General features: G+C 44.8%; 17 protein-coding genes and 2 pseudogenes. 8 read left to right on the top strand and 11 right to left on the bottom strand.

What is annotated here, in order from left to right; translation table 11 throughout:
* Positions 1–21 precede the first annotated feature (21 nt).
* The gene (locus MKX38_RS01660; protein WP_015382686.1) at positions 22–798 is read right to left on the bottom strand and encodes an SDR family oxidoreductase; all 777 of its coding nucleotides are present in this window, start codon (positions 796–798) and stop codon (positions 22–24) included.
* A gap of 106 nt (positions 799–904) precedes the next feature.
* A complete protein-coding gene (gene rapJ / locus MKX38_RS01655; RefSeq protein ID WP_003246478.1) occupies positions 905–2,026 on the bottom strand; it encodes a response regulator aspartate phosphatase RapJ in 1,122 nt (373 codons plus the stop codon).
* Positions 2,027–2,148: 122 nt separating this feature from the next.
* On the opposite strand from rapJ, the gene cwlK reads away from it, so the two are divergent.
* The gene (gene cwlK, locus MKX38_RS01650) at positions 2,149–2,652 is read left to right on the top strand and encodes a peptidoglycan L-alanyl-D-glutamate endopeptidase CwlK (protein WP_069322342.1); all 504 of its coding nucleotides are present in this window, start codon (positions 2,149–2,151) and stop codon (positions 2,650–2,652) included.
* A gap of 7 nt (positions 2,653–2,659) precedes the next feature.
* Here the strand turns inward: cwlK and MKX38_RS01645 are convergent, their stop codons facing one another.
* Together MKX38_RS01645 and MKX38_RS01640 are read right to left on the bottom strand one after the other, a co-directional pair.
* Positions 2,660–4,021: a YcdB/YcdC domain-containing protein gene (locus tag MKX38_RS01645; protein ID WP_339188395.1), complete on the bottom strand. Its 1,362-nt coding sequence runs from the start codon at positions 4,019–4,021 to the stop codon at positions 2,660–2,662.
* 186 nt (positions 4,022–4,207) lie between these two features.
* A pseudogene (locus MKX38_RS01640) lies at positions 4,208–5,630 on the bottom strand (YcdB/YcdC domain-containing protein).
* Between the two features lie 173 nt (positions 5,631–5,803).
* On the opposite strand from MKX38_RS01640, the gene MKX38_RS01635 reads away from it, so the two are divergent.
* Both MKX38_RS01635 and MKX38_RS01630 read left to right on the top strand, forming a co-directional pair.
* Complete coding sequence (locus tag MKX38_RS01635; RefSeq protein ID WP_003246334.1) at positions 5,804–5,935, top strand: hypothetical protein; 132 nt, start codon at positions 5,804–5,806, stop codon at positions 5,933–5,935.
* 22 nt (positions 5,936–5,957) lie between these two features.
* Complete coding sequence (locus tag MKX38_RS01630; protein WP_003234750.1) at positions 5,958–7,022, top strand: DUF4352 domain-containing protein; 1,065 nt, start codon at positions 5,958–5,960, stop codon at positions 7,020–7,022.
* 38 nt (positions 7,023–7,060) lie between these two features.
* On the opposite strand, the pseudogene MKX38_RS01625 reads toward MKX38_RS01630, so the two are convergent.
* From MKX38_RS01625 to natA, 3 genes and pseudogenes are all read right to left on the bottom strand, one after another.
* Positions 7,061–7,993 (bottom strand): annotated as a pseudogene (locus MKX38_RS01625) (aldo/keto reductase).
* Between the two features lie 135 nt (positions 7,994–8,128).
* Complete coding sequence (natB, locus tag MKX38_RS01620) at positions 8,129–9,289, bottom strand: sodium ABC transporter permease NatB (protein WP_069963962.1); 1,161 nt, start codon at positions 9,287–9,289, stop codon at positions 8,129–8,131.
* Positions 9,290–10,030 carry a sodium ABC transporter ATP-binding protein NatA gene (gene natA, locus MKX38_RS01615; RefSeq protein ID WP_015252894.1) on the bottom strand — a complete coding sequence of 247 codons (741 nt, stop codon included), beginning with the start codon at positions 10,028–10,030 and terminating at the stop codon, positions 9,290–9,292. It abuts the gene before it with no gap.
* Positions 10,031–10,173: 143 nt separating this feature from the next.
* On the opposite strand from natA, the gene natR reads away from it, so the two are divergent.
* On the top strand, positions 10,174–10,875 hold the full coding sequence (gene natR, locus MKX38_RS01610; protein WP_003234759.1) for a two-component system response regulator NatR: 702 nt from the start codon (positions 10,174–10,176) through the stop codon (positions 10,873–10,875).
* Positions 10,876–10,887: 12 nt separating this feature from the next.
* A complete protein-coding gene (natK, locus tag MKX38_RS01605; protein WP_339188392.1) occupies positions 10,888–11,844 on the top strand; it encodes a two-component system sensor histidine kinase NatK in 957 nt (318 codons plus the stop codon).
* A gap of 39 nt (positions 11,845–11,883) precedes the next feature.
* On the opposite strand, the gene MKX38_RS01600 is transcribed toward natK, so the two are convergent.
* The gene (locus MKX38_RS01600) at positions 11,884–12,960 is read right to left on the bottom strand and encodes a helix-turn-helix domain-containing protein (RefSeq protein ID WP_003246276.1); all 1,077 of its coding nucleotides are present in this window, start codon (positions 12,958–12,960) and stop codon (positions 11,884–11,886) included.
* Between the two features lie 234 nt (positions 12,961–13,194).
* On the opposite strand from MKX38_RS01600, the gene MKX38_RS01595 reads away from it, so the two are divergent.
* Complete coding sequence (locus tag MKX38_RS01595) at positions 13,195–13,578, top strand: RDD family protein (RefSeq protein WP_029317228.1); 384 nt, start codon at positions 13,195–13,197, stop codon at positions 13,576–13,578.
* A 37-nt stretch (positions 13,579–13,615) separates the two neighbouring features.
* Here MKX38_RS01595 and lipA read toward each other — a convergent pair whose 3' ends face one another.
* Both lipA and ansZ read right to left on the bottom strand, forming a co-directional pair.
* Positions 13,616–14,254, bottom strand: coding sequence for a lipase LipA (gene lipA / locus MKX38_RS01590; RefSeq protein WP_038428323.1), 639 nt, complete (start codon positions 14,252–14,254; stop codon positions 13,616–13,618).
* Positions 14,255–14,415: 161 nt separating this feature from the next.
* Positions 14,416–15,543 (bottom strand): asparaginase AnsZ, encoded by a 1,128-nt coding sequence (gene ansZ / locus MKX38_RS01585; RefSeq protein WP_029726973.1) that lies wholly within the window; start codon positions 15,541–15,543, stop codon positions 14,416–14,418.
* A gap of 216 nt (positions 15,544–15,759) precedes the next feature.
* On the opposite strand from ansZ, the gene lmrA reads away from it, so the two are divergent.
* A complete protein-coding gene (gene lmrA / locus MKX38_RS01580) occupies positions 15,760–16,326 on the top strand; it encodes a transcriptional regulator LmrA (protein WP_014478725.1) in 567 nt (188 codons plus the stop codon).
* A gap of 38 nt (positions 16,327–16,364) precedes the next feature.
* Positions 16,365–17,804 (top strand): lincomycin efflux MFS transporter Lmr(B), encoded by a 1,440-nt coding sequence (gene lmr(B) / locus MKX38_RS01575; RefSeq protein WP_010886396.1) that lies wholly within the window; start codon positions 16,365–16,367, stop codon positions 17,802–17,804.
* Positions 17,805–17,846: 42 nt separating this feature from the next.
* Here lmr(B) and MKX38_RS01570 read toward each other — a convergent pair whose 3' ends face one another.
* Positions 17,847–18,959 (bottom strand): aminotransferase class V-fold PLP-dependent enzyme, encoded by a 1,113-nt coding sequence (locus MKX38_RS01570; RefSeq protein WP_326132465.1) that lies wholly within the window; start codon positions 18,957–18,959, stop codon positions 17,847–17,849.
* Between the last annotated feature and the right edge of the window lie 62 nt (positions 18,960–19,021).

The following is a 19,021-nucleotide window of genomic DNA, read 5'->3' as shown; positions in this document are numbered from 1 at the left end:
GCAATCCCCCTGTTTTGTGTTCTATTCAAGCTGAGACGGATAAAGTGTCATCCCGCCATCGACGAAAAGTGTTGTGCCGGTCACATAGCTTGCTTCCTCAGATACGAGCCAAGCCGCTGCTGCCGCCACTTCTTCAGGCTTTCCGAAGGCTTTCATCGGGATTTTTTTCAATTGTTTTTGCCTGCTCTCTTCCTTTTTCGTATCAACATTTGATTCTGTGGCAATGGTGCCGGGCGCTATCGCATTGACGCGGATTCCCTTATCCGCATAATTGAGCGCCAGCGTTTCCGTCATCATCTTGATGCCGCCTTTGGATGTGGAATACTGAACGTTGACAGGGCGCGGAATCTGCTGATGAACACTTGAGATATTCAGCACATTGCCCTTGATATTGTTTTTCATCATGTGGTTAAGTGCTGCTTTCGCTCCCAGAAAGGTTCCGGTAACATTGACATCAATCACTCTCTGCCAATCTTCAAGACTCATCTCATGCGGCATCGCCTCAACGCCGTTAAAACCGGAGTTGTTTACCATCACATCGAGCGTGCCGAAATGCTCTAAAGCTGTGTCCAAGAGCGCCTGAATCCCCTCTTCTTTTGACACGTCCGCCTCAACTGCGACGGCTTTCCCTCCGTTCTGCTTAATGATTTCCAGGGTTTCATCGGCTCCAGACGGGTCGCTGTGGTAGTTTACAACAACATTCATTTTCTCCTGTCCGAACCGTTCCGCAATGGCTTTCCCGATTCCTTTTGAAGACCCTGTCACAATCGCTGTTTTTCCGGTTAAATCTTTGTACATACTTGATATCCTCCTCTGTTTCTCACTATGCAGTGGAAAATACCCTGTTTTTCCGAGTTGAAAACAGCACAAAAAAAGCAGAGAACCTGTAGTTCTCTGCCATTTCCTATTGAAAACGCTGCTCGGCAAGCTTCTTTTTAATATTCATCAGCCTGCGGTAAAAGAAAGCGGCGGACTCGTAATGTTCCAGTTGATTGAAACGTTCCGCTGTATCATGCAGCAGATCTTCGGCGTCGGCAAGAAGCTGCCTGGATTCCAGCAGGTCAAAGCATTCTGTAAGCACGTTCAGGTCGCCGCTTCCAAGATACAGCTCATGAATGAGGCGGAATTTCGTCAAGTACATGTCATCCTCCCATTCAGCCGCGCTCTTTATCCCGCGGTCATACGCCTCTACTGCCTTGTCGTATTTTCCCTCTTTACAGTAGATATGGGTCAGTGAAAATACAGCTTGAACAGCTTGCTGAAAGTTGTGCTCCTCAAAAATGGCGGCGGCTGTTTTGAAATAGCCCTCCGCTTCTTTGTAATCACCCAGACTGTACTTACAGTGTCCGACATTATAATAGGCAGCGGCGATCATGTACGCTTCTTCAAGCTGCCTGGCATGTTCTAAAGCGCTGCACAAGTGGGTCAGTGCTTTTTCATGATGATACACATCGGTCAAATTTCCGGCGATGATAAATTCACACTGAACCCGGCGGCGACCGTACAGTTCATATTTCGTATAGATATCAAGCGCCTGGCTCGCATAATTCATGGAAAAATACGTTTGTTTGATGTGATAATACACTTCTGCGACTTTAAAAAGAAACTCAGCTTTTTCGATCTCATCCTCGACATACTCGAGCTTCTCCTCGGCATGTTTATAATGGTCAATCGCTAATATGAAATTTTTCTGCTTGAATTCGTACATTCCTCTGAAATAATAAAAGTAGTATTCCAGTAAGCCCGTGAGTTTTTGCTGATTGCTTTCAATTTCGTTCAGCATATCAGAGAACGGAGGCTTGGTGTCGCTGTCTTTCACCGGCATCAGCTTATCAAGCATGATTCGATGCCGGAATTCCATCAAAGAAAAATATAAAAGCAAGTCCTGGTTCTCTTCCATATCTTCTAAATCGTATTCAATCTCCTGCTTTAACGCTTCTGCTTGATCTGCTTCAAATGCGCGAATGAGCTTGTACCATTCATTCAGCTTTACTGCTACTTCTTCTGATGGAATCTTTGCTCTCATCGGTCTGCCTCCTTCCTCCTGCTACTATTTATGTTATATTTTATCATAGCTGTTCGCTTTTAGAGAGAGTCAATCACTTAAAAGCGTTAACATTCAGCACATCTTGAGAAAGTGAGACCGATATGAAGTTACCCGCAAAAACATTTGTTATCTTATGTATTCTATTTCTTCTAGATCTTTGTTTTAGTTATATTCGGCATGAATGGCATTCTCAAAACGCCTTGCAGGACATGCCTGTCCCCTCGGATCTTCATCCGATTGTGAAGCAGAATGCCGATGCACTCAAAGCCGCTGCAGCGAATAAGGGCATTGACGTCGTCATTACTGAAGGATTCAGGTCCTTTAAGGAACAAGATGAATTATATAAACAGGGACGTACAAAAAAAGGGAATATTGTCACCTATGCAAGAGGAGGGGAATCGTATCATAACTATGGTTTAGCGATTGATTTCGCCCTTCAAAAAAAGGATGGCAGCATCATATGGGATATGGAATATGACGGCAATCAAAACGGAAAATCAGATTGGCTGGAGGTTGTCGAGATCGCTAAGACACTCGGTTTCGAATGGGGCGGGGATTGGAAACGATTCAAGGACTACCCCCACTTGGAGATGATTCCTAACTAGACACCCCTCACAGCCTTTTCTTTTTCCTTATGTGCGCATCAATATAGGAAGGGTAAACCGGCTTATAGACAAGTTTGCAGTGCTGGTCACTGCCTGCTGTAAAATCAGGCTGCCATTCCAGTTTCACATCAAAAGCGGCTAAAAACGCTTCTCTTGCTTCTTCAGCGGAAACATCCGGCCTGTGATTTATCGCTTCCAATTGTTCAGGTTCAATATCAGGCGCCATAAAAGCGTCAATCAACCCAGTTTCCGGATTGACAATGATGCGGGCAGCGCCGAACCGCAGCGGCACTCCTTTATACCAGACAGAAAAATGGTTGCGGACTCTCCCTCTTTCATCAATTCGGACGGGATTCACCCTGAAAAACTCAGCCGCTCTCGGATAAAGGGCATACAAAAATTGAAGCGCTATCTCTTGGCATTCTTCCGTGGAGCATTGGCGGTTGTTCGGCCGCTCCATAAAAGAAAGCGCTGCTTTTAATTTTCCTGTTCTTTTATCCGTCTTCATTTTGATTGTGTTTTTATTTCTCGTTTCAAAATAGCTTCCTATGCTTAAATCCTTACGCTCCGGCGCAGCGCCTCTGCGCCACGTGCTTCCAATTTGTTCTCCAAAGTCTCTTTCACTGACTTTCTGCATATCAGAGGTAAAACCCAGCAAGGCAAATATATCAACTTCTTCCTTGTACTGAAGCGGCGGTAGTGGCGCCGTGTTTTCTATTCTTTCATCTGCGATATGCTGGTCGGGCACAATTTCGTCTACATCTGCGGGATAGCTGTATCCCGGGAGAATCGGTTCATAAACAAGCCTTGGTTCCTGTTCGCCATCAATGACATCGTACATCAGCTCAAAAGACATTGTGTTTAAGTAATGGGACACAACCTTCTCTTTTGCTACAAATTCCGTCGGAACTTCGGCTTTATGCCCTTCCCCGTAATATAGAAAGTGGACAATCTGACCGTTGCGTGTCATATCAATTAAAAAGCCTGAATTGGGAATCGGAAGCCCCAGCTCCATTTTGGTATAGACAAACCGGATGTGCTGCCCCCGTTCTTCCTTGCCTTGAAAATGAAAATTCATAAATGTGCCGGGATGATTCGCAGCGGCAAACTGAAGAGCCGTCAGCTTCAGCTCGGCATCTGGAAGTTGTTTGTCTGTCTCGGAGCGGACAGTTGTTGAAAAGGTGAGCAAAGCGCCGTCATTTCTAAGTTCAACTGTAATGTGCTTTTCCGGATCTTTAGGGTTCTTCCAGATAAAATATGCCTGCCCGTTCTTCTTTTGCTTTTGGCCATAATCTTCTATCTCAAGCTCATAATGCGTCGGTACATTTCCGATCTCCTGCGCCTTCTTTTTCAGCTGTTTATTAACCAATGAAGTCATCCCTTTCAAAGAGTCTACGACAAAGAGAATCCTGTTTATTATATAAAAAGACCTTTCTTCTTTTAAAGTGAAGAAAGGTCCTTTTCTATTATTGTCATTGTTTTTCGAGATTCTTTCTGTTACTTTCATCACGCACTCTCTTCTATACCTGAGGCAATTGCGTGACTTTTGGCTGTTTTACCATGAGCTGAAGACAGGCTCTCCTGTATGTGCATCGATAAAACGCGGATACACCGGCTTATAGACGAGCCGGTAGCTGTGGTTCTTCATCATCTCCGTACTCTCTTTCCCAGCCAAGCTCAACTTTAAAATGCTGCCAAAAGATAGCCTTGGCTTGTTCAACTGAAATGGCCGGAATGGGATCAATGGCTGCCAGCTTATTTGGGTCAATATCCGGTCCCATATAAACAGTGATATCCCCTGTCTGGCGGCTGACACAAATTCTGATCTGCCCAAATCGGATCGGAACCCCGTGACAATGCGCTTCAAACGTAAAACCAGCGACTGCGTTTTCTTCTTCATCCTTTTCGTCGTATCTGATCCTAAAATATTGATCGGCATTCGGAAATAAAGCAAACAGAAAGCGAAGCGCGATTTTTTCGCACTCTGCCAAAGTTACTGTCAGCGGCCCTTTTTCCTCCATAAATGACATGACGCCTTCGAGTTTTCCGGTTTCTTTGTTATAGATGGTTTTCAGCACTTGATGAGTCCGTCCCTTAAACCAGCTGTCCATGCTTTTATCCGCCGGCTGATACACAGGGTCATCCGGATTCCGCCAAACGATTCCGATTCTCCCATCTCCCAAATCCGCTTCCCGCTCTTTGACAAACCCATTTTCAATACCAATCATGCTGTCAGGATCGGCCTTTTCGCGGATGCCCTCGAATAAAGGGAGAGGAAAGCTCTCCGGCTCCCTGTAATCATCGTCATCATCAACTCCTCCTTGTTCTTCTTGAACCAAATCCGCAGGTACGGTAATCGCCCTACATTCAGGCTCATACACCAAATGCGGCTGATCATCTCCGTTTTTGTAAACAGAACGATGGAGAACCTCAAACAAAAGGTCGAACTCCACGTCCTTCTTGATAAAGGCAAGTGCCTCTTCAACATCCGCGACCCTCTTTGGCTTGATGATGCTGCCTGCTTCGCCGTAATAGCGGAAGTAAACGATCTCACCTGATAAGGAAACATCAGCCATAAATCCGCTCATGGGGAGAGGAAGCCCAGCCTCCATTTGAACATATGAAAATCTCACTTTATCGCCGTATGCACGGTCATTTTCTTCACGAACAAAGGCAGAGAGTGCCCCCGGATGATGAGTCTCGACAAATTGGCGCATGATATCCTCTAGTTTCTCCTCAGACAGCCTTTCTCCGCTTTCAGGCTCAATATCACGGGAAAGGGATTCCAGCTCTCCGTCCGGTCCAAGCTCCACGATAATGCCGGTATTCTCATCCTGAGGATCTGCCCAACAAAAATGAGCTCTTTTATCATCACCGCCATAATCTTCAATTTCCAGTTTTAAGTGTGTCGGCACCCGGCCGATTTCCAGTGCTTTTTGTTTCAGTCCCTCTTTCTTCACAAAGGCGGCCCCTTTCATCCTTCTTAAGTTCCCTCCAACTAATCAAAAAGTAATAGTCTAAAATACACAGTTTTCTGAGTTTACCAGTTTTACCAGAACATTTTTCACCAAAAATAGGATGATGAACCTATTCAATATAAAAGCTAATAATCTTAAAATTAATTCCGTTGTAACTTTTTATAGGTCCATTCATGACAAAGGAGGGCGGAGTTTCCAGAAAATCCGGTGAAAACCGTGAGAAAAGAACTGATTTTTTTGGTTATATGATGCTAATCCATTCAAAAAGATCCATTTCTCAAAGACAAAAGACTCCCCTTTCCTAAACCATTTGAGGAGGAAAAATGAATGTTTCAGAAAAAAACGTACGCTGTTTTCCTAATTCTTCTGCTGATGATGTTTACAGCTGCTTGTTCCGGCAGCAAAACAAGCGCGGAGAAGAAAGAATCAGAAACAGAAAAAAGCTCAGATATAGCTCAAGTCAAAATCAAGGATGTCTCTTACACACTTCCGTCTAAATATGATAAGTCCACTTCAGATGACCAGCTTGTGTTAAAAGTCAATGTCGCGGTGAAAAACACAGGAAAAGACCCGCTGAATGTAGACAGTATGGATTTCACATTGTATCAAGGTGATACCAAAATGTCTGACACAGACCCTGAAGACTATAGCGAAAAGCTTCAAGGCAGCACGATTAACGCTGACAAATCCGTTGAAGGAAATCTTTTCTTCGTTGTAGATAAAGGCAAGCAATACGAGCTCAACTATACGCCGGAATCTTACGGTGATAAAAAGCCAAAATCAGTTACTTTTAAAATTGACGGAAAAGACAAAAAAATCCTGGCGACGGCAGATAAGCTTCAAGATTCTGCAAAAGCGTTATCAGCTTATGTTGATGTCCTTCTTTTCGGCAAAGATAACGCCGATTTCGAAAAAATCACCGGCGCTAACAAAAATGAAATTGTAAATGATTTCAATGAATCAGCCAAAGACGGTTATCTCTCAGCTTCCGGCCTTTCCAGCACATATGCGGACAGCAAAGCGCTTGATAATATCGTGAACGGCATTAAAGAGGGATTAAGCAAAAACTCTTCCATTCAAGCAAAAACGACTTCAATCTCTAAAGACGAAGCAATTGTTGAAGCCACAGTTAAACCTGTAGATGCATCTTCTCTTTCAGACCGTATCGAAGACAAAGTGAAAGACTACTACAGTAAAAACTCTAGTGCCAGCTATGAAGAGGCAGTGAAATACGCGCTTCAAGTCTACCCTGAGGAATTCAAAAAGCTTGGACCTGCTTCATCTGAAAAAACAGTTGAAGTGAAAATGAAGAAAAATGACATCGATCAATGGCAGCTTGATATGGATGATTACAGAGCAGCAGAATTAGTCGAAGCATTCATCAAAGAATAAAACACCAAAAGGAAATAGCCTTGACGGCTATTTCCTTTTTATTTAAAAATGTCGCTGATGAAATTCACTTCGTCTTCGGTGAGTTCAATGTTCAAGGTTTTCAGGTTATCCTGTAATTGCTCAGGTCGTTTAGCTCCTGGAATAATGGCATCAATCGCCGGTCTCGTTAACAGCCACGCCAAGGCGACATGTGCCGTATCCGCTTGTTTTTCCTCCGCTACTGCTTTCAGCTTATCTACTTTTTTGAGATTGTGGATAAATGTTTCACCCTGAAATTGAGGTTTATCCTTTCTGAAATCATCAAAGACTGTGTCTTGCGTGAATTTTCCTGTCAGCAGTCCGGACGCAAGCGGAAAGTAAGGAATAAAGGAGATGCCTTGTTTTTCACAGTATGGAAGAAGCTCTTTCTCGGCATCACGCTGTATGAGAGAATATTCGGTCTAGAAGACCTCCAAATAGCCGTCAGCATTAAAATCCTGCAATTGCTGATAATCGAGGTTCGAAGCGCCGATTGCTTTGATTTTCCCCTCATCCTTCAGCTCTTTCAAAGTGCCCGCCACTTCAGCGAGAGGTGTTTTTCCATCCGGAAAGTGAACATAATACAAATCAATGTAATCTGTTTTCAGCCGCTTTAGGCTCTTCTCGACCTCGCTGCGAAGAAACTCCCGGCTATTGTCTAATTCAATGCTGCCGTTCACTTCTTTATGAGCTCCTTTGGTGGCGATGATGAGCTCATTCCGCACGCCGCGTTCCTGTACGACTTCGCCGATTAATTCTTCAGATCGCCCCAATCCATATATAAAGGCGGTATCGATAAAATTGACGCCGCCATCCAATGCCGTGCGCACTAAATCCTTCCCTGTTTCATCATTTAGATTTGGAAATAGATTATGCCCGCCGACCGCATTCGCGCCGAATCCGATCCGCTTCACCTTCAGCTTCGTTTTGCCGAGTGTACGTGTTTGATCCATTGTTCCTTCTCCTTTGAAACCAATTTTGATGAAAAATAGTGCAGGGTCACTTTTTGTATTAGATATCCTTTTTCTATTTTCCTTCTTTTTTCAGGATATACAAAAAGGAGAAAGTGTATTTCTCCTTTCGCAAGTTTATTTTGGGAGAACCCATTTGTCTTTCAGGAAGCAGGCTCTGGCTAGTAAAAAGAAGATGGCGATCAGCACGGCGATGGTTCCTGACGTAGACAAAATGGCAGCCGGATCAACCATCCCGAATAAGAGCTGTTTAAATAACGCATGCAGGTTCAGAAACGGGATGAGAAAGTATGATAAGTCAAATTGGTTCGGTGCCTTGCTGAAGATGAAAAACATCGGGAATACAGGCAAAAAGACGACGAGAGACATATAACTTTGTGCTTCTTTTACCGAGCTGGACATGATGCTGATGAAAAGCTCCATCGCAGATATCAGCAATGCAGAGAGCACAATGATTAGCGCTGAAGCGCCGATTACACTCCACATATGATCTCCCAGCTGGAAGGCCGTTTTTAAATTTTCGGTAAATAACACGGTGGACAAAATCAAAAACACCAAAGCCAATACACCTGAAGCCACGCCAAAAGTGGAAACCGCAAGCCACTTGCCGACCAGCATTTTGTTTCTGCTGACTGGCGTTAATAGCAGCGCCTCGATTGACTTCCGATCCTTTTCACCGGCCATGATATCAAGAGCGATCGGCATTGCGCCGGAAACAATGGAAGTCAGAATCAGCATGGGCAGAATGGCGGAAAGCATAATAGCGGAAGTCCCTTTCTCCTCATCCGCTTCCTTTTGCTGAATCGTAAATGGCTGGATGACCGATTGATCAATGCGCTTATTTGTTAAACGTTGCTGCACAATTTCATTTTTGTACTGATCTAAGGCAGACTGCACAAGCTGCATGGCATTTGAAGACCCTTGATCGATTGAATTGCCGTAAACATCAACCTTAAAAGGTGTCATGCTGTTGACATATGAGTCGAACTCTTTCGGGACGTTCAGATAGGCATCTGCTTTTCCTTCATCAACTGCCTCTTCAGGCTTTGCAAATGTTTTTAAGCTGATTTCGTCAATCTCATTAAGCTTGCTTTCCAGTGCGGGCGGAAGCGAATGGCCGACAGCCAGCGTGTACTGCTCCCCTTTGTCGGACAGCATGCTTTCATAAAAAAAGACAAGTCCAAGCATCATAATCATCGGCACTAAGATTGTAAGTAAAATCGTTTTTCTGTCGCGCAAAGCGTCGATCATTTCTTTTTTATAAATATGGCTCAGCATTTAAGAAATCCCCCTGACAAGCTTAGACATAAAGATGTAATTCAAATCCTCACTGCGCTCGCTCTCGTATAGTGATTCAAGCGCCCCTCGGTAAATCACCTCTCCGCTGTGAATCATGATGACACTGTCACAGAGCGCCTGCACTTCCTCCATAATGTGGCTGGAGAAAAGAATCGTTTTTTGTTCTCTTTTCAGCTGCTGTATAAATTCGCGGAAGATGTTGCTTGACGTAATATCAAGCCCAGTTGTCGGCTCATCAAATAAAATGATGTCCGGATCGTGAATCAGCGCTCTGGCAATGGCGACTTTCTGCCTCATGCCTTTCGAAAACCCGCCCACTCTCCGGTTCATATAATCGCGCATGCCGAACCGTTTCGATAAATCTTCTATTCTTGCTTTGATCTCGTGGCGGTTCAGCCCATACAGCCTGCCGAAGTATTGGAGATTTTCTTTAGCGGTCATCCTGTCGTAAAGCCCGGTTTCTCCTCCGAATAAGACACCGATTCTTTTTTTGACTTCAGCCGGCTGCTTGACCGTGTCAAAGCCGTCTACTGTGATTACACCCTGTGATGGTTCAAGCAAGGAAGCAATCATTCTCAGCATCGTCGTTTTGCCGGCACCGTTTTCTCCGAGAATGCCGACGACTTCTCCTTTTTCAATTGTTAAGCTTACATCTCGCACCGCTTTGACTACTTTTTTCTTATCCTGAAACCTGCGGCTGCAATCGGTCAGTGTAATCATGTCACAATCTCCCTTATCTTTATTTCTAGTAATGACTATATACGAAAAGCTGGATTAGTTGGATAAAGTTGTCGCGAAGAGTTCTTTTTATGTCGCGAAATGGGATAGAATAAAGATGATTCTATGTAACTAGGGGAATGATAATGGTAAAAGTCGGACTTGTAGATGATTATCGAGTAGATTTAGAGAAGCTGGAAGCGATCGTGTCCAGAATGCAGGACGTCGAAATTGTCTTTTCCACCGATTCAGCGAAGGAAGCCTACAGGCGGGTAAAGAACGGAGACATTGATCTGCTGCTTGCCGATATCGAGATGCCCCATATGTCTGGCTACGAGCTTGCTGATTTGATCAAATCCCATTCACTTGATGTGGATGTGATTTTTGTTACCGGCCACGGCGGTTATGCGGTTCACGCCTTTGACCTGAACGTCCATGATTATATTATGAAGCCGTACTATGCCGACCGTCTGGCCGCTTCCTTCGACCGGTACTTGAAAAAGAAAACGGAAACGAGTTTGAATGGGCGTATATTGATAAAGCAAAAGTCTGAAATGCACGTCCTGCAAAAGAAGGATATTATTTTCGCAGAACGGACGGGACGTTCGACGACGATTGTGACAACCGCCGAAGAGGTGCAAACGTATCAAACATTAAATGATATTAAAGGCGACCTGCCCGAAAAGGATTTTCTTCGTTCGCATCGTTCCTTTATTATCAACATTCATTACATAAAGCATTTTTCCGCTTATACCAAGCATTCATTCACAGTTTCCTTTGAGGGAACGTCTAAAAAAGCGATGATCACTAAGCAGCAGCTTGATTATTTTCAAAACTACTATTTTTGAGGAGTTCGGAACGTGATTACCCTTTTTCAATGTCTTTATCTGGTTTTATTTAGTTTCATATGTTATCAGGGAGCTGCTGCTCTTTCACACAGCACAGCCGTCTCTTGGCTCACCGCTGCTTTAGGCGCAGCTGCTGCAGGATTGTACATTTGGAATACGAAGCGGGTGTGGAAACACTGTTCCTCAGGGCTTTGTGCGTGGATTGCGGTGATTCAAGTGATGTCGGCGGGAGTAGTGTTGATTGGCACAGACATCATGCCGGTATTATGTGTAATCGCGATATTTGCAGGGTGTGAAGGGCTCCGTATCGGACAGTCTGCTTTACAGGCAAGGCTTTCTGATCAAATTGATAAGCTGACTCAAGCTGAACAGCACGCCAATCAAATGCTGATTGATGTCAGAAGCCGGAATCATGACACAATGAAACATATCACTGCAATCAAATCAGCTCAGCCCAAGGCAGATACACAAGCATATATTCAAAACTGGGCGGATCAATTCAGGCAATATGACCGTTTTTTGAAAGGAGAGAACGCGTACGTTGCAGGGGTGCTTTATGATTTTTTAGAAAAAGCCCGCGCCTCGAATGTGAGTGTTTCGCTGCATATGCATACACCGCTTTCTTCCCTTCCGTTTTCGCCTGCTGATCAGGTCAGCTTGGTCGGCAACATATTAGAAAATGCGCTCGACAGCGCAGCGGAGGCCCGAGAAAAAGCAGAGATTAAACTGGAAACTTCACTGCGCAGCGGACTTTATGTACTGACTTGTGAAAACAGCACTCCCGGGATGGACCCAAAAGTGCTCGATACAATTTATCAATCGTTTGGCCGCTCAACGAAAAACGGCGCTCATGAAGGCATGGGCACATATATCATTCAAAAACTGGTGAAGAGCGCTTTTGGCAGGCTGGATTTTACCTACCGCCACCCCGTCTTCCGGTTAGAAATCAAAATTCCGTTTCAGAAATAAAAAAACCTTGAAAAGCCTGGCTTTTCAAGGTTTTTTCCATTATGAGGATAACGCTTGTGCAAAACGATCTGCTTCATCTTGCAGCGTGCTTTCAATTTCTTTGTAACGGCTGGAAATCGTTGATGCGCTAACGCCGTATTTTTTCGCCAGTTTAGCCTGGGAAACGGACGCGCCGTTAAGAGAAATTGCGTTTACATAATATTCAACTGCCGCCGCAAAAGCTTCCGGCTTTCTGATGACAGGTGATTTTTTCTCGCAGAATGTTTTCCAGATGTCAATAACAGCTGGGATCAATTCAGTCGGATACTCTTCCCCGCTCATGCCTTCTTCAATAGCCGCAGCGGTTTCTTTCTCCAAGTCGTTTGCCCACTCAACAGTGCTTACTTCCGCTTTCTCTGCTTGTGGCTCTTCATCTTTCTCAGCTAACAACGCGAACAGAACGTTGTTGAATTCCTGCTTCATGAAGTCCTCCGGCGTTTTGCCGTCCTTCACAGCGGCATCCGCATATTTCTTCACCTTGCTGATCAGCGCTTCTGTTCTCTTCACCGGGAAGATCGTGAACTGCATGAAGAATTCTGCTTTTTCCGCTTCGTGGATTGGGTATCCAAGAATCAGGCTTCCCACTGGAGGAAGGTCTTGATTGCTGGCGTCCATTTCCACTTCGAATTGTTTTGCCGTAATGACATCTTCAAAGTGAATGATGCCTTCCTTCAGGTCCTTCAGCAGCAATAAAGCAGGCGTCATGCTCTGCCATGATTCTACGATCTCACGCGTTTTCGGACGAGTGATCGAATCGCCTTTTTTCTGAAGGTACTCTTCGAAGATTGTCTTCTCACCAGCAAGCGGGTGGAAGAAGATTCCCCAGATTCCTAAGTTAAATACGCTGATGTCTTTCGTCTGTCTGTCCATAGCAGAAAGAAAATCATGCTGGTTGATAAAGCCTGAAATGCTTTCTCTATGTACTGTGAAGGCATACTCCACTAAGTCTTCCTGAATTTGTTTCGCTTCTTTTGCCGCTAGTTCCGCCGGGAAGTCGACAACTTTACTTCCGCAGCATTTTTTATATTTCTTGCCGCTGCCGCATGGGCAAGGGGCATTTCGTTTCACTTTTCCCACAATAAACCCTCCGAATTCTGTTGTAACTTTTCTATTTTAACAAAAATAACTTCTGAGGGCTTGGTTTCGGGCTAAAAAAGAATTTGGTAATGTGATAAGCTGGCTGATTATGCCAATTTACCTATGACATTTTCACCAACTTTTGTGATTTAAGGCTTATCACCTATTCCCACTTTAGGCCCTTCTTTTTTACAATCATTAGGTGTTTATTTAACATTTTAAGGAGTGTTTCTATTGGAACTAGCTGGTTTCATGCTGCGCGCCTGCGCTCTTTTACTTGATGTAATCATTGCCGCAGCAGTGATTTTGGCAGCCGGATTTACGTTTGGCGATGGGTCCGCTGGTGTCATTATTGTCGCCATATTGATGCTTATTGTGTACCCTTTGCTGATGCCGCTGACAAATTGGAAGGGCACACTGGGCAAAAAAATCATCGGGCTGCAAATCGTGAGGGACGAAACACACGAGAAAATTTCTTTCCTACAGGCGATTGTCCGTTACATCATAGCGTGGGTGCATGTATTCTCCCGCCTGATCTATTTGACAGCCGCATTTACGAAGAAAAAACAAACCGTTCATGATATGGCGGCGAAAACCATTGTGCTGAAAGCAGAATAACCTTGAAGAATAGGGCTCTTCAAGGTTATTTATCTCATTAGTTTGTATTCTGGCCCCCGCCGTTCAGCCCTTCTTTAATCAGGCTGTTGACTTGGCTGCTGTACAGAAGGCCGATGTGTCCAACGCCATGGATTTGAACGTTTCTAGCACCGTCTAATCTTGATAAATAATTCATGACAATCATATCGGCACTGCTGTAAATGGATGTGTATAAAATCTTTTGATTTGGATCTGTTCCCGGAAGCGCCTTGCCTGTCGTCAAACGGTTCGCGCCGCCAAGCGTCACGACGTTTGCAACTTTATTTCCGCCGTCCAGATTTTTTATGTAGTAAAGTGTGTTCGCGCCCCCCATACTGTGAGCGACAATATCCACTTTTTTCGCACCCGTTTCATCTAAAACCTTTTGCACAAATCGTGATAATACCGGGCCATTGTTATAATTTGTGCCTGTCTTGTCCCAAAAATCAACTGCATACAGCTTGTCCCGCGACCAGCCCTGAGATACGAGATAGCTCTTAATTCCCGCAAAATTGAATGATGCCCCTCCAATGCCGTGAACCATAACGACTGGATTGTGTTCAGCGGCTTTTACTGACGGCTGCAACGCAAACAGCGATGTAACAGACAGCATCAAAATTGTTACAAGTGCAATGATCCTTCTTTTTACAAATTTCATAATATCCTCCTTTTTTTGTAACAAATTCTTCAATTATATTACGTTACCAAATTAATTAAGTAAAGGGTAATTTTGGCTTATTTTTAAAGAAATTTTAAGATTCAGAGGTCATTATTGGTCCTAAAAAGCCAAAAAAAGAAGGCTTATTCGCCTTCTTTTCTTCAATACTCATTGAAATAAGCTTGGATTTTTTGAGGATCATTTGTTTTGGTAAGCGCAAGCATCAGCAACATCCGTGCTTTTTGGGGATTTAAAGAGTTCGATGCCAGCAAGTCCTTTTCCGCATAGTCTTGGTTTGGTGTGACGACACCATTTCCCGTGCGGGTAGAGCGCACCACTGTGACGCCTTTTTTGACTGCGCTGTCCGCCCCTTTTTCGGCTGCGTCAGATAAAGACCCGTTCCCAGAACCGGCAAATACAATCCCCTTTGCTCCGGCTTTTACAGCAGCGTCAAACAGGTAGCTTCCGTCATTTTGGTATCCATAGATAATGTCAACCTGCGGCAGCTCATCAAGATTAGAAACCGAGAAATCCGTGTCCTTCGTATGCTTACGGGTAATCTCATTATTAAAATAGATATCATCTGCAATTGTTCCGACGAAGCCCATTTCTTCTGATTTAAATGTATCTGTTGTGGTTGTGTTTGTTTTGGTGACATATCGGGCTGAGGCAATCCGGTCGTTAAGAACAACAAGCGTCCCTTTCCCTTTTGCCTCAGGGGCACCTGCCACTTTCACTGCATTGTACAGGTTAGAAGGCCCATCAGCGCTGATGGCTGTGGAAGGTCTCATCGAACCGACAATAACAACCGGTTTATCACTTTTCACGGTGAGATTCAAAAAATAAGCGGTTTCCTCCAATGTATCTGTTCCATGAGTCACGACGATTCCGTCTACATCATCTGAAGCGAGCAAGTGGTTGATGCGTTTCGCCAGCTTCAGCAATATTTTATTATCAATATTTGTGCTGCCGACGTTAACAATCTGCTCGCCGCTGACGTTTGCAATGTCCTTCATTTCTGGAACTGCCTCGATCAGTGATTCAACGCCGACAACACCTGCTTTATATTCAGTTGTTGAGGTTTTCGATTGATCGGCACCAGCTATCGTGCCTCCTGTCGCTAAAATTCTAATGTTTGGCAGATCCTTTTTTTCAGAGGCAGAAGCCGAAGAGACTTTTTGTGTCTGCGTTTTTTCTTTCGGGGATTCTTTTGTTTCAGGAGAATGTGAACATCCGGTAAAAACAAACAATAGTGCGGTAAAAAGTACGAGCATTCGTTGTTTTTTCATCTATTTCTCTCCTTACATCCATATGATGATTAATCATTGTACATTTTATCTATTCAGTCAAAAGATCAGTCAGCTTTTCTCTCAGTATTTTTTGTTGTCATATCCTTCTTTTTTTGTCTTTTCATACAATGAATTTTTCTTGACAATTGATGATTGAATCAAGATAATAGACCAGTCACTATATTTTTGATTGCAATTCAGTAAGGTGGGAATGTTATGAGTTATGGAGATTCCCGTGAGAAAATCCTTTCGGCAGCTACCCGGCTTTTTCAGCTGCAAGGGTATTACGGCACGGGGCTGAACCAGATTATAAAGGAAAGCGGCGCGCCTAAAGGCTCTCTTTACTACCACTTTCCCGGGGGTAAAGAACAGCTTGCGATCGAAGCCGTGAATGAGATGAAGGAGTATATCCGTCAGAAAATCGCGGACTGCATGGAATCCTACACCGATCCAGCGGAAGGCATTCAAGCCTTTTTGAAGGAGCTCTCCTGCCAGTTTTCATGTACAGAAGACATTGAAGGCTTGCCTGTGGGCTTGCTAGCGGCTGAGACGTCATTGAAAAGCGAACCGTTGCGCGAAGCCTGTCATGAAGCCTACAAAGAATGGGCCTCTGTGTATGAGGAAAAACTGCGGCAGACTGGCTGCAGCGAGAGCCGTGCAAAAGAAGCCAGCACTGTGGTTAACGCGATGATTGAAGGCGGCATCCTTTTATCTTTGACGGCAAAAAACAGTACGCCGCTCCTTCATATCTCCAGCTGCATTCCTGACCTGCTGAAGAGATAAAAAAACGACATACTACATGCAGTTGATAGAGAGGGGAAATGATTTTGGAAACAACAGCTAAAGCATCTCAGCAATACAAAGTGATGCCGATTATGATTTCCTTGCTGTTGGCCGGTTTTATCGGCATGTTCAGTGAAACAGCGCTGAATATTGCGTTAACCGACCTTATGAAGGAATTGAACATTACAGCGGCAACCGTCCAATGGTTAACGACGGGCTACCTGCTTGTACTCGGTATCCTTGTTCCTGTTTCAGGACTGCTGTTGCAGTGGTTCACAACAAGACAGCTTTTTACCGTGTCACTTATCTTTTCAATTTTAGGTACATTCATTGCGGCGCTTGCGCCGAGCTTCTCGTTTTTATTAGCGGCAAGGATCGTTCAGGCACTTGGAACCGGTCTTTTACTGCCCCTAATGTTTAACACAATCTTGGTGATTTTCCCGCCTCATAAACGGGGTGCCGCAATGGGAACGATCGGGCTTGTCATTATGTTCGCGCCCGCCATCGGCCCAACTTTCTCAGGATTGGTTCTGGAGCATCTCAACTGGCACTGGATTTTCTGGATCTCTCTTCCGTTCCTTGTGCTGGCGCTTGTTTTCGGTATCGCATATATGCAGAATGTATCTGAAACGACAAAGCCGAAAATCGATGTATTGTCTATCATCCTGTCGACGATTGGCTTCGGCGGCATTGTGTTCGGATTCAGCAACGCGGGTGAAGGTTCCGGGGGATGGTCCAGCCCGACTGTTATCGTGTCGCTGATTGTCGGCGTTGTCGGCCTTATCCTATTTTCAATCCGCCAGCTGACAATGAAGCAGCCGATGATGAACCTCCGTGCGTTCAAATACCCAATGTTTATTTTGGGTGTGATCATGGTGTTCATTTGTATGATGGTCATTCTGTCATCTATGCTGCTTCTGCCGATGTATCTGCAAGGCGGCTTAGTCCTGACTGCATTTGCATCTGGTCTTGTTCTCTTGCCGGGCGGTATTTTAAATGGATTTATGTCCCCTGTTACAGGCCGCTTGTTCGATAAATACGGGCCGAAATGGCTTGTCATTCCGGGATTTGTGATTGTCACCGTTGTACTATGGTTCTTCTCAAATGTCACGACCACTTCAACAGCTGTGCTGATTATCATCCTGCACACCTGCTTGATGATCGGGATTTCTATGATCATGATGCCTGCACAGACAAACGGTTTAAACCAACTGCCGCGTGAATTTTATCCAGACGGCACCGCCATTATGAACACGCTGCAGCAAATGGCTGGCGCTATCGGAACAGCGGTTGCGGTCAGCATTATGGCTGCAGGCCAGCATGATTATATGAGTACAGTTAAAAACCCTGCCGATCCGGCAGTCATCCCACAAGCTTTGACAGCGGGTGTACAGCACGCATTTGTGTTTGCAATGATTGTTGCCATTATCGGTTTAATTGGCGCTTTCTTTATGAAGCGCGTGAAGGTAGATCATTAATATGAAAAGCCCCTGACTAATGTTCAGGGGCTTTTTTTATGTTTACTTGTGGATCGTTTTCGCCGCGATTTCATCAATCGCGCGCCGCATTTCCTCCTTCGTATTATAAAAATGGGGAGCGAGACGGATCACATTTTCCCGCGGCGCGCAAATCACTTTTTTCTTCTTCAGCAACGCCGCCGTTTCCGATGCCCGCTCATCCCGGATCGCAACCATGCCCGGCTGATCCCCACCTTGTGCCGCCGCCAGCTGCAGGCCTTTTTCAGCGGCATATTGAACTGCATCGGCACAGATCGTTTTCACATGATCCCTGATATGAGAAACCCCAATATGATTCAGCAGCGATAAAGCCGCTGCAGCTGCGTATACGCTGATAAAAGCTGGGGTGCCCGTTTGAAAACGGCGCGCGTCTTTTGCATAAGCCCCATCAAATCCGCTCTCTCTTCCGAACCAAGCTGATGCTTTCGGCTTCAGTGCGTCAGCCAGCTCCTTTCTCACATAAAGAAACGCCACACCCGGTATGCCGAGCAAATACTTCCGGGTGCCTGCTGCCAGCATATCTACGCCCCATTCCTTCACATCAATGGGAATATGCCCGGCTGATTGATAAGCATCTACAAACAATAAAGAGCCCTTTCTCTGAGAAATCTCGGCAATCGCTTTTATATCCTGAACATAGCCGTCACGATAATGAACGTGAGGAACACACGTCAGTACTGTTTCATCCGAAATATGCGTTTCATATTGTTCAAGCGGCAGCACGCCGTCTATTGATGGAATGACGGATACGGTATAATCGGAGTGTGCCTGCCAAACATGAGGCACCGCCGGAAAATCCATATCTGTATATACAACGTGCTTCTTTCCAAATGCAGTTAAGGACGATGCTACAGAAACCAGCGCATCAGAAACTGACGGCACAATCGCCACTTCATCCGGTTCAGCCCCGATCAGCTTTGCAAACTCGTTTCTCGCAAACTCTGTTTTTTCGATCGCTTCTTTCCAGTTCGTCCCCATATACAACAGGCTATCATGATAATCCTGGATCGCCCTTGATACAGGCTCTGCCAAAGCGCTCTGAGAACAGCTGGCAAGCATCGTATGCGTCTGCAAGGTTGGGAATAAATGACGATACTGCTGCGGCAAATGCTCCATTATGATTCACTCCTTTACATTATTTTGATGAAAAACCCATAAATAAACAATAGAATAAAAGA

Origin of the sequence: Bacillus sp. FSL M8-0025 (assembly GCF_037975475.1) — a bacterium.
GTDB lineage: Bacteria > Bacillota > Bacilli > Bacillales > Bacillaceae > Bacillus > Bacillus subtilis.
This window is presented reverse-complemented; position numbering and strand designations above follow the sequence as displayed.